At 61.9% G+C, this 10,695-nt stretch carries 9 protein-coding genes; 4 read left to right on the top strand and 5 right to left on the bottom strand.

Features of this window, described 5'->3' with window-relative positions:
* Positions 1 to 8: 8 nt before the first annotated feature.
* The 5 genes from hisA to hisG form a co-directional block, all read right to left on the bottom strand.
* Positions 9 to 728, bottom strand: a complete 720-nt coding sequence (hisA, locus tag R2855_16115) for a 1-(5-phosphoribosyl)-5-[(5-phosphoribosylamino)methylideneamino]imidazole-4-carboxamide isomerase (GenBank protein MEZ4532518.1) — start codon at positions 726 to 728, stop codon at positions 9 to 11.
* Positions 725 to 1,348, bottom strand: coding sequence for an imidazole glycerol phosphate synthase subunit HisH (gene hisH, locus R2855_16120; protein MEZ4532519.1), 624 nt, complete (start codon positions 1,346 to 1,348; stop codon positions 725 to 727). Before hisH ends, hisA begins: the two co-directional genes overlap by 4 nt.
* On the bottom strand, positions 1,345 to 1,956 hold the full coding sequence (gene hisB, locus R2855_16125; protein MEZ4532520.1) for an imidazoleglycerol-phosphate dehydratase HisB: 612 nt from the start codon (positions 1,954 to 1,956) through the stop codon (positions 1,345 to 1,347). The genes hisH and hisB overlap by 4 nt, the downstream gene beginning before the upstream one ends.
* Positions 1,953 to 3,062, bottom strand: coding sequence for a histidinol-phosphate transaminase (hisC, locus tag R2855_16130; GenBank protein ID MEZ4532521.1), 1,110 nt, complete (start codon positions 3,060 to 3,062; stop codon positions 1,953 to 1,955). Before hisC ends, hisB begins: the two co-directional genes overlap by 4 nt.
* Before the next feature lie 90 nt (positions 3,063 to 3,152).
* A complete protein-coding gene (gene hisG, locus R2855_16135) occupies positions 3,153 to 4,040 on the bottom strand; it encodes an ATP phosphoribosyltransferase (protein ID MEZ4532522.1) in 888 nt (295 codons plus the stop codon).
* Positions 4,041 to 4,145: 105 nt separating this feature from the next.
* Here hisG and R2855_16140 point away from each other — a divergent pair, with 105 nt between their 5' ends.
* From R2855_16140 to R2855_16155, 4 genes are all read left to right on the top strand, one after another.
* On the top strand, positions 4,146 to 5,336 hold the full coding sequence (locus R2855_16140) for a class I SAM-dependent RNA methyltransferase (GenBank protein MEZ4532523.1): 1,191 nt from the start codon (positions 4,146 to 4,148) through the stop codon (positions 5,334 to 5,336).
* Positions 5,337 to 5,482: 146 nt separating this feature from the next.
* The gene (locus R2855_16145; GenBank protein ID MEZ4532524.1) at positions 5,483 to 7,540 is read left to right on the top strand and encodes a hypothetical protein; all 2,058 of its coding nucleotides are present in this window, start codon (positions 5,483 to 5,485) and stop codon (positions 7,538 to 7,540) included.
* 30 nt (positions 7,541 to 7,570) lie between these two features.
* Positions 7,571 to 9,091 (top strand): YifB family Mg chelatase-like AAA ATPase, encoded by a 1,521-nt coding sequence (locus R2855_16150; GenBank protein MEZ4532525.1) that lies wholly within the window; start codon positions 7,571 to 7,573, stop codon positions 9,089 to 9,091.
* A gap of 39 nt (positions 9,092 to 9,130) precedes the next feature.
* Positions 9,131 to 10,695, top strand: a 1,565-nt coding sequence (locus tag R2855_16155) for an NB-ARC domain-containing protein (protein ID MEZ4532526.1), incomplete at its 3' end; no start/stop codon positions are given.

Here is a 10,695-nt window from a genome sequence, read left to right on the forward strand (position 1 = left end):
CGCTCGTCCTAGCTTTCCCGTGCGGCGGAAATCGCTTCGGCAAGGTCGATTCGTCCATCATAGAGCGCTCGGCCGATGATCGCGCCGTCGACCCCGATTGCTGCCACCTCGCGCACATCTTCCAGTGTCGAGATGCCACCGGATGCAATGATGCCGGACTGCAAAGCGAACTGCGCTTGCTCGAGTTGCTTCAAGTTTGGGCCTTGCAGTTTTCCGTCTCGGTGGATGTCGGTGACGATGAAGGTCGCCACTCCGGCCCGGCGCAATTTGAGCGCGTGATCGATAGCCGTCTCTTCACTCTGCTGAAGCCAGCCATCGGTCGCCAGCTTGCCATCTCGCGCATCCAGACCAACTGCGATGCGATCGCCCCACTTGTCGACCAGTTCACCAACGAGATCCGGCGTCGAAACCGCCGCTGTTCCAAGGATGACGCGATCGATGCCGAGTTTCAGGTACCGCTCGGCGGTTTCCACTGAGCGGATGCCGCCGCCAAGCTCGATCGGCAGTTGCACCGCTGACCTGATCGCTGCAACTGCGCGCGCGTTCGTTGTCGAGCCGGTGCGCGCTCCATCCAGATCGACGACGTGGAGCCATTCGGCTCCGGCGCTCTGCCAGCGGATCGCTGCATCGACCGGATTGGCATCGAAGACGGTCTCCTGAGTGAAGTCACCTTCGACCAGGCGAACGGCCTTTCCGTCTCGCAAGTCGATGGCCGGATAGATGATCATTCGCCTGCCGCCCAGCGTTCCTTGGTCGATTTGTCGACCTCGCTCACCCAGGTTGCCAGAAAGTCGATCCCTGCTGGCCCGCTCTTTTCTGGGTGGAACTGCGTGCCCCAGACGTTGCCACGCTTCACCACGACCGGAAACTCCTCGCCGTAGGTCGACGTTGCCGCGACGTCCTGGGGGTCAGTGGGATTCGCAACGAAAGAATGCACGAAGTAGAAATAGCCCTCATCGATGCCGTCGTCGGGATTTCCGGTCGACACCTGATTCCAGCCAATGTGCGGCAGTTTGGCAGCGCCCTCGATCTGCCGTACGTTCCCGTGCAAGAATCCGAACCCCTGAATATCGCCTTCCTGTTGATGCTCGAAAAGCACCTGCATACCGACGCAAATACCCAGAAAGGGCTTTCCCGATTCCACCGATTCCTGAATGGCGGGGGTCAATCCGCGCCGCTCGATCTCACCAATCGCATGGCCAGCGTGGCCAACTCCCGGCAGCACGACCGCGTCTGCCTTGCGGACGACGTCCGGGTCACTGGTGATCACCGTTTCCGCGCCGTTGGTCTCGAGCGCGCGGCGAATCGAGCGGAGGTTGCCTGCGCCGTAGTCGATGATCGCGATCATGCCAGCATGCCTTTGGTCGATGGAATGGCGGACGTATCACGTGTGATGCGTGTAGCCATGCGCAGCGCGACCGCAGCTGCCTTGAAAATCGCCTCTGCCGCATGATGCGCGTTTCGCGCGCGAATGAGATCGATGTGCACAGTCAAGCCACCGTTGACCGCGACGGCACGCCAGAACTCCTCCACCAGGCTGGCCGCGAAGTCGGCTCCGATCACCGGTTCCGGCATGCATGCCACGAACTCGAGATACGGACGCCCGGAAAAGTCAACGACGAAACGGGCAAGCGACTCGTCCAGCGGGGCGTATGCGTAGCCGTAGCGCGCTATGCCGGCGCGGTCGCCAATGGCGACCTTGAGGGCTTGTCCGAGAGCAATGCCGACATCTTCGACCGAGTGATGCGGATCCATCGCAGCGTCACCCGTACAAGTGCCGCTCAGGTCGAAACCACTGTGCCGGCAGAGCGCATCGAGCATGTGGTCCAGAAAGAGCACGCCGGTTTTCATCGACGACGATCCGGCGCCATCCAGATCGAGCGAAAGCCGAATCGAGGTTTCGCCGGTCTCGCGTTCGATCGTTGCGCGGCGGATCCGTTCGACTGATGCGCTCATCGGTCGCCCAATATGTCCGCGAGCTCCCGGAGGAACCGCTCGTTCTCGTCCGGGGCGCCAATCGTCACACGCAGGCAGGCGCCAAGTCCCAGAGCCGGATTGGCAAAATGCCGCACCAGGATGCCTCGATTGGCCAGTTCTTCCACGACAGGCCCAGCGTCGTCGACCGGAAGCTCGACCAACAGGAAGTTGGTGGAGGAGGGATACGGCTCCACGCCCGGGATTTCTCGCAGATTGGCTGCAAGCTCGTCACGCGATGTCACGATCCGATCGACGATGCCATTCAGATAGTCCAGATCGTCGAGTGACGCGATGGCAGCCTCGGCGGAGACGAACGAGACGTTGTGACATGGCTGCACGATGTTTTCGAAATGCGGCGCCATCGCTTTGGGGACGATGCCGTAGCCGACACGCATTCCCGCCAAACCGGCGAACTTGCTCATGGTGCGAAAAACCGCGACGTTTGGATACTGGTCCACCATCCAGACGTACGAGGTGCCCGCGAACTCCGAGTACGCCTCGTCGATCAGCACCAGACAGGGCGCTTCTGCAACGACACGCTCGACAAGGTCGGGCGCAAGCTCGTTGCCTGTGGGATTGTTCGGTGTGCAGATGATGATGTACTTGGTCTTGTCCGTCACCGCCGCCAGAACGCCGTCGGCGTCCATCTCGAAACCATCGGTCAACGGGACGTTGACCGTCGTGGCGCCGCGCAGATTGGCTTGCATGCGGTAGACGCCAAAGGTCGGTTCTGAGATGACAATCTCGTCACCCGGATCGAGCATCGCCTGTGCGACCAGGTTCAGCACATCGTCGCAACCGGCTCCGCAGAAGACTTGCTCTGCAGTCGTCCCGGTGTAGGCGGCGATTGCGTCACGCAGCGCCCATTGATCGAAATCCGGATAGCGATGAGTGGTAACGAAGGCCGCGATCGCTGCCTGGGCCTTCGGTGATGGCCCGTACGGCGATTCGTTCATGTCGAGCCGCACGACGTGCTCTGCATGACGCTCGTCCCGCGGCGAGGGAACATAGGAACTCTTGGCGCGAACTGGTTCGCGCACAAGCGACGAAACATCGAATTGCCGGAGAACGGCCTGGCTGGACATTGCGACCTGTCTCGAATGGAACGCGAGTGAAACGAGCGCGCATGGCGCAAGTGGGAAGCGTACCCGAAATGCCCGGCAATTGAAGGCGACCTATAGCAGGAGTTTATCCAACGAGGTGACCAGAATCTCCTGAGCGCCCGCGGCACGCAGACGCTCGATGATCTCCCAGAAGGTGTCTTCTTCGATGGCGGTATGCACGGCCACCCACCCTTCGATCGCCAACGGCACGACCGTTGGCGCCTTCAGACCGGGAATCACCTGCTTTATCGCTTCGAGTTTCTCCACCGGAGCGTTCATCATGACGTACTTGTAGCGGCGCGCCGCCCGGACCGCGTCGATCCGCATGAGCAACCGGTCGATGTTCGCGCGCTTCTCCGGGTCGGCGTAGGATGCCGGGTTGGCCACCAGCACCGCCTGGCTTTCGAGAATGGTGTGAATCTGGCGCAAATCGTTGAGAACGAGTGTCGAACCGGTGGCAGTCAGCTCCACGATCGCGTCGGACAGTCCGAGCGCCGGAGCCACCTCGACCGAGCCGCTCAACGTGATGATCTCGGGCGACTCACCTCGCTCCCCAAAGAACCGGCGAGCCGAGTGGGGATAGGACGATGCGATCTTGCGGTCTTTCAGATCGTCGAGCGTCTGAAATGGAGAGTCGCGCAGGACAGCGACGACCAACGAGCAGAACCCAAACCCGAGCTCCGTGAGTTCGACCACATCGACCTCTTCCTCGTAGATGAGGTTGCGGCCGACGATGCCGAGGTCGACGGTGCCAAAGCCGACGTAGCCGGGGATGTCGTCGTCTCGTCCAAACAGGATCGATAGCGGAAAATTGCGCGTGTGAGAAAGGAGTCGCTGGCCGTAGGTTTCGAATTCGAGCCCGATACCCTGCAAGATGCGGAGCGTTTCCTCCGTCAACCGTCCGCTGCGCTGGACAGCCAGCTTGAGGCGTCCCTCTCCGTTGATCAAACTACCGGTCATCGAGCGAATCCATCTCCTTACATCTCGTTCAAACGGGCAGATTATCGGCCAGATCGGCCGAGACCGCATTCTGAGCGACGCAGGTCGGCAAATGGTCAAGTCTTCATGAACCAGACAGACTCCGGATACTTGCTTGGTGATCGGATCGAAGGCACGATCGAACGGATCGTACCGGGCGGACTCGGGCTACTGCGTGGACCGCGTGGTGTGGTGTTTGTCGAGCGCTCGGCGCCTGGCGACCGGCTCCAGGTCGAAATCGACGAGATGCGATCTGGTGTCGCGCGCGGTTCGATTGTCAGAATTCTCGAGCCCGGACCTGCACGCATCGAAGCTCCCTGCCCCTGGTACGGCAGGTGCGGCGGCTGTGACTTCCAGCATCTCGAATACCGGGCGCAGGTCGAGGCCAAACGCCAAATGCTGCTCGATGCCCTTGTCCGGATCGGAGGATTCGATCTGCTGCCGGAGGTCGAAATCTTCGCGGCTTCTCATCCCTTTGGCTCCCGGGCTCGGATCGAGCTGCACACCGACCAGGAGCAGCGCACCATCGGGTTCTTCGAGCGAAGGTCGAGCAGCATCGTGCCTGTGGATCGATGCCTGGTCAGCAGACCAGAGCTCAACTCTGCGGTGGATGTCCTGCGGCGCAGCACGCGTCCGTATCCGGCGTCGATCAGCCTGGCGAGCGGGAACGGGGTGGTTCGCAGCGCGCCGGCGTTTCCTCCGATCGATGGAGGCGCCTTCTGGCTGCGAATTGCGGAACATGAGTACCTGGTCGACCCAGGGTCGTTCTTCCAGTCCTCGCTCGACCTGTTGCCTGCGTTGATCGGGCGCGTCGTGGGAACCGACGAGCCAGGTGGAGAAGTCGCCTGGGATCTCTTCTGCGGGGCGGGGCTCTTTTCGTTTCCCCTTGCAGCACGATTTCACAAGGTGGTCGGCGTCGACTCCGACGCGAGGACCATTCGCAGCGCGGTGAAAGGCGCTGAGCGGAACGGCATCGGAAACACCGTATTCATTGCGGCAGATTCGCTCGATTGGATCTCAGGGCGCAAGCAACGAGACTTCCGACCCGACCTCATCGTGGTGGACCCGCCCAGATCTGGATTGGGAGCCCGCCTGGCGGACCGGTTGTCGAACGTCGAAGTCCGTCGATTGATCTATGTGTCCTGCGATCCGGCGACGCTGGCGCGCGACCTCAAGCGGCTTGCGAAATCGTCATACCGAGTCGTCGACATAGCCATCTTCGATCTCTTTCCACAGACCCACCACGTCGAAACCGTCGTGCGCCTGGAACACCGTTAGGAGCGGCGCGCGTGCGCGGCCTGCTGTCGTCCACCGGGGGCCCGATGCGGTCAAGTTCGCAGAGAACCGCATAGTCGCTGCCTGGGTCCGGTATTCTTCGCTGCGGAATCGATCCTTCTGGCTCCTAGGTGAAACGAGCGAAATGCATGAGCAACACCGGAAACCGCCCGGGCGGAATCCTGATCGTCGGCGATTCGACAGTCGATTGGTGTATTGCTGAACCTGGCGGCGACCGGCATGGCGCCATCGAGGCACGCTATCTCTGGTCGATGACCGAGGGGCCCGGGCTCTCGCATGTTCCTGGTGGCGCGGCGCTCAGCCTCGAGGTGTTGAGCGCGACGGCTGCGCTCGCGCCGAACCCCATGCGCGTCGTTGGTCCCGTGATTCCACCGGAAATCGGCGACGATCCGTCGTCTTTGGAGATCACACGATCATTCTCATCCTGGGCTCTCCGGCCGCGCACCACGGGCGGCAAAGAGCTCGTGTGGCGGATGGACCGGTTCATTGGGCTGCATCCAGCCTCGGTGCATCCATCCGCGCTCGACGTTCAGGCAGATGACATGCGTCCCGGCGCCATCCTCATCGAGGACGGCAATCTGCATTTTCGCAATCGGGCAGATCTTTGGCCGAAGCAGATCGCGGACACGAGCGTACAGATCGTCATCCGTCAGACCGGGGGACTCGGCAGCGGAGCCCTCTATTCACACCTGGTCGAGCATGCCGCCGACCGAACCACGCTCGTTTGCACGGTGGGAGATTTGCGCAAGGAGGGCGCGCCCATTGGTCAGCCCCTCTCCTGGGAGCGCACTGCCCAGGACGTAGTGGCCGCGGTTCGGATGAGAGACGATCTCCTTTCGGTTCGCAGAGTCGTCGTCAGTTTGTTTGCCTCGGGCGCTGTCGTGGTCGATCGAGATGGGCCAGATCTCCTCATCTATGACCCTCAGTATCAGGAAGGGGATTGGGAGCGATCGCGACCCGGGCAGCAGTTCGGCACCGGAACCGTGCTCCTGGAAACGCTGGCCTGGGAGCTTGCCCAGCACGGCGCCAACACCGATATTCGAGGGGCTGTTGTCAGCGGAATCGAGTCCGGGCGAGTGCTGCACGATCTCGGATTCGAGGCTGCGCCAAGCCAAGCGGGAACGCAGATCTCGTTTCCGATTCAACGAGTCGCAGAGTCGATCTTCGGCGGAGCGGACCCCGAAAGCGACATCCAGTCTGTGCCCATCTCGGACGACGCGAGCTGGCGGATCTTCGATGCAACCGCCGCGGGCAGCTTTCGCGAAGCTGCCGAGCAGATTGCCAGGTTTGGAGTCAATCGGGTCGCCAATGAGATTCCGCTAGAGACAATGGGGCACTGGTCGTCGGTCGACCGCATCGAGATCGAGAGCATGCGGAGCGTGCGAAATATCATCTCCGAATATCTCGCCAGTCCAGGCCGACCGCGGCCGCTCAACCTCGCGGTCTTTGGTCCTCCAGGCTCAGGGAAGTCTTTCGCCATCAAGCAGATGGCGTCGGTGATCGCTCCGGAACGCAACCGGCTCGGTTCGCTGGAGTTCAACCTGTCTCAGTTCCAGAGCGCAATGGATCTGCCCAATGCATTCCAGCAGGTGCGGGACCTTCGCTTGCGCGAGTATCTGCCGCTCGTCTTCTGGGACGAATTCGACAGCGCGTTGGATGGGCGGGAGCTTGGCTGGCTCGTGAGTTTCCTCGCGCCAATGCAAGACGGCGCCTTTACCCAGGATGGGATCGTACGGCCGATCGGACCGGCGATTTTCATCTTCGCCGGTGGCACGCATGCCACGATGGAATCGTTCAAGAACCGTGCGCTCGAGCTTCCGGGAGCCAAAGCAACCGACTTCCTGAGCCGCCTGCGTGGGTTCGTGAACGTGCTCGGACCAAATCCAGACGCTCCCGATGATCGGACTTTCCCCCTTCGCCGGGCCATTCTGCTCAGGGCCGTGCTCCAGCGCAACGCGCCACAGATCTTCGATGGCGACGAAATGCGCATCGACGATTCACTTCTGGCTGCCTTCCTCGATGTGCCGCAGTATCTTCATGGCTCGCGCTCCATGGAAGCGATCGTCGAAATGAGCGCGCTTTCACGCAAGTTGACATTCGAGCGGTCTACGCTGCCTGCAGTGCATCAGCTTGCGCTCCATGTCGATGCGGATGCATTCATGTCGATTGTGGAACGATCCGCATAGTCAGTTGGTCAATGCCGAAGGGATACCCGCGTGCTTGCAAAGGTGAATAGTTGCGCCGTCGTGGGGCTCGACGGCGTGTTGGTCGAGGTCGAGGTCTATGTCGGCAGCGGGATACCCGGCATCATCATCGTCGGATTGCCCGATGCCGCTGTGCAGGAGAGCCGGGAACGGGTGCGGGCGGCCATTCGCAACAGTGGCGGCCGTGTACCCGGTGGGCATGTCACGGTCAATCTTGCTCCAGCCGATCTCAAGAAAGCAGGCCCAACCTACGACTTGCCGATCGCAGTTGGAATCCTGATCGCTTCACGTCAGATTCATGCCGACGTTGCCGATACGTTGATCGTCGGTGAGCTATCACTGGACGGGCATGTCCGGCACACACCCGGGATCATATCGATGATTTCGCTGGCGGCCGAACGGGGCTTGCGCCGAGCCATTGTTCCGGCGGACGATGCTCCCGAGGCAGCGTTGATCGGGGGCATCGACGTTATCGCAGTGCGCACGTTGGCCGACGTCGTGAACTACCTGAATGGCGAACTGCCGATCGAGCCGTTTCGTCCTCAGGAGGGACTCTCGGACAGATCTGACACGTCGCGTTCCGATTTCGCCGAGATTCGCGGACAAGAACACGTCAAGCGGGCACTCGAGATTGCCGCTGCCGGCGGCCACAACGTGCTCATGTCGGGTCCACCGGGGTCAGGCAAGACCATGCTGGCCCGGGCGATGCCGTCGATTCTGCCGCCAATCACTATCACTGAAGCGCTCGAGGTCACCAAGATCTACTCGGTACGGGGGTTGCTGCCACCCGAGACGCCATTGCTGCGCGAACGTCCTTTCCGGTCTCCACATCATGGAACGAGCAACGCCGGACTGATTGGTGGAGGGACATGGCCGAGACCAGGCGAGGTCAGTCTTGCGCACCGAGGCGTCTTGTTTCTGGACGAGCTCCCGGAGTTCATGTCGTCCACGCTCGAGATGCTGCGCCAACCGCTGGAAGACCGGCGAGTCAGTGTCGCCAGGGCATCGGGCACAGTCACGTTTCCCGCGAACTTCATGTTGATCGCGGCCATGAATCCGTGCCCATGTGGCTACTATGGCGATCCGGTGCGCGAATGCCGATGCGGAACCGCGCAGATTCAGCGCTATCAGAAGAAGATCAGCGGCCCGTTGCTCGATCGGATCGATATTCACGTCGAAGTACCGCGCGTCGAATACGACAAGTTGTCGTCTCGCCGCACCGGCGAAGCGTCTCCAGCCATTCAGGCTCGTGTCACTGAAGCACGGCAGCGGCAAGCGGATCGATTGCATGCATCAGCTGCCCTCACCAACTCCGACATGAGCGCGCGCGAGCTCGAGCAGTTCGTGACGCTCGATGCGACGAGTGACGCCATGATGAGACACGCGGTTACCCAGCTCAGCCTCTCGCCGCGTTCCTATCATCGTGTCCTGAAGCTCGCGCGCACGATTGCCGATCTGGCCGGAGAACATGGGGTGTCAGCTCAGCATCTGGCAGAAGCGCTACAGTACCGTCCGAAGCAGAGTGTTGCATAGCAGATTGATTTCGCCCGAAGGCGAACCAGGTTCACACGCGTGACGAGCGTTGCTCAACCTCCAAGGTTTCTCACCTCTTTTCTCGGCCGCGATCGGGAGCGGGGTGAGCTTCGGGCGCTGTTCGCCGATCCGGCGGTCCGTCTCGTCAGCCTTGTCGGACCGGGCGGGGTCGGCAAGACACGCCTGGCGGCTGAGGTGTCGCCGGAGATTGCAGCCGACCTCGGGTTGCGCATCGGGTATGTCGCACTTTCCGCGCTGGGCAGCGAGGAGTCGGTCCTGCAGGCGGTTGGCCGCGCACTGAACGTCGCGGACCAGCCAGACCTGGGACTGCCGCGTGCCATCCGTGGGGCGCTCGAGCGCAATCCGACGCTGATCGTGCTCGACAACTTCGAGCATCTCCTGGATCAAGCTCTTGCCGTCGGTGAGCTACTGGCCGTTCCGTCGACTCGGGTGATCGTCACGAGCCGAGCGCCACTGGAAATCCGTGGCGAGCAAGTCTTTCCCATCTTGCCGTTCGGAGTGCCATCGACCACGGCACAGATGACGACGAGCGAGCTGCGAAAGCTGGATTCAGTACTCCTTTTCGAGGAGCGTGCCCGGGCGGTCCAGCACGATTTTCGGCTGAACGATGCCAATGCCGCCGCGGTCGCGGGCATCTGTATTCGGCTGGACGGGCTGCCGTTGGCGCTCGAGCTTGCCGCGGCGAGGAGCAGGATGCTGGCTCCCGGCGTGTTGCTTGCGCGGCTCGATCGCCCGCTGGAGGCGCTGGGATCGGGACCGCTCGATTCTCCCGACCGGCACCGATCGCTGCGCGCCGCGCTTGCATGGAGCTACGACCTGCTTTCGCCGAGCGAACAGGTCCTGTTTCGGCGGCTCGCTGTGCCGAGAGGAACCTTCGCGATCGCAGCAGTGGAAGCGCTCGCGGATGACCTGTCGGTCGATCCGCTGGACGCGATTTCGTCGCTCGTGAGCAAGTCTCTGGTGCAGCCATCCAACATTCTCCGTGGTGACGGGGTTGAGTGGGTGCGATTCCAGCTGCTCGATACCGTTCGTGAGTTCGCGCTCGAGAAACTCGCCGCGAGCGACGACTTCGTTGCCAGCCACAACAGGTTCGCCGCGCATATTGTCGAGGTGGCACTGCAGGTGCCCGCTGAGTACCCAATGACTGCTGCCGGTGGCGACATGGCATTCGACATAACCGGAGTGGATCGGGCGCCTGCGCTGGCTGCGCTCGATTGGCTTCATCGCTCGGGACAACATGGTGAGCTTGTTCGAGCGGTGGCGGCGCTCGCTCCGCACTGGTTTGCGCGAGGGGCGCTGCGCGACGCTCATGCCTGTCTGGAAATCGCCTTGGCGCTTACCGCAGAAAGCGAATCAGCAGACTACGCGCGCGCAACGGTTGCGATGGGAATGGTCGCTATCCAGCAAGGGAAATTCGAGTACGGCGAGGCGCACCTGCTTGCCGGACTCGATTTGGCGAGGAAATCCGGCGCCGAGGAGTGGGTCGGACAGGCTAGTTTCAGTATGGGCGTCGTGGAGCAAGATCGAGGACGTCCCGAGGCGGCGCTTCCGTTCTTCGAATCGGCGCGTGCGTCATTCCTCGC

This window comes from Thermomicrobiales bacterium (assembly GCA_041390825.1).
GTDB lineage: Bacteria > Chloroflexota > Chloroflexia > Thermomicrobiales > UBA6265 > JAMLHN01.

What these genes read in the sequence shown, in the direction of transcription:
- hisB (MEZ4532520.1), bottom strand. Translation starts at nt 1,956, where the DNA reads ATGAGCGCATCAGTCGAACGGATCCGCCGCGCAACGATCGAACGCGAG.
- hisH (MEZ4532519.1), bottom strand. Translation starts at nt 1,348, where the DNA reads ATGATCGCGATCATCGACTACGGCGCAGGCAACCTCCGCTCGATTCGC.
- R2855_16140 (MEZ4532523.1), top strand. Translation starts at nt 4,146, where the DNA reads ATGAACCAGACAGACTCCGGATACTTGCTTGGTGATCGGATCGAAGGC.
- hisG (MEZ4532522.1), bottom strand. Translation starts at nt 4,040, where the DNA reads ATGACCGGTAGTTTGATCAACGGAGAGGGACGCCTCAAGCTGGCTGTC.
- hisC (MEZ4532521.1), bottom strand. Translation starts at nt 3,062, where the DNA reads ATGTCCAGCCAGGCCGTTCTCCGGCAATTCGATGTTTCGTCGCTTGTG.
- hisA (MEZ4532518.1), bottom strand. Translation starts at nt 728, where the DNA reads ATGATCATCTATCCGGCCATCGACTTGCGAGACGGAAAGGCCGTTCGC.
- R2855_16145 (MEZ4532524.1), top strand. Translation starts at nt 5,483, where the DNA reads ATGAGCAACACCGGAAACCGCCCGGGCGGAATCCTGATCGTCGGCGAT.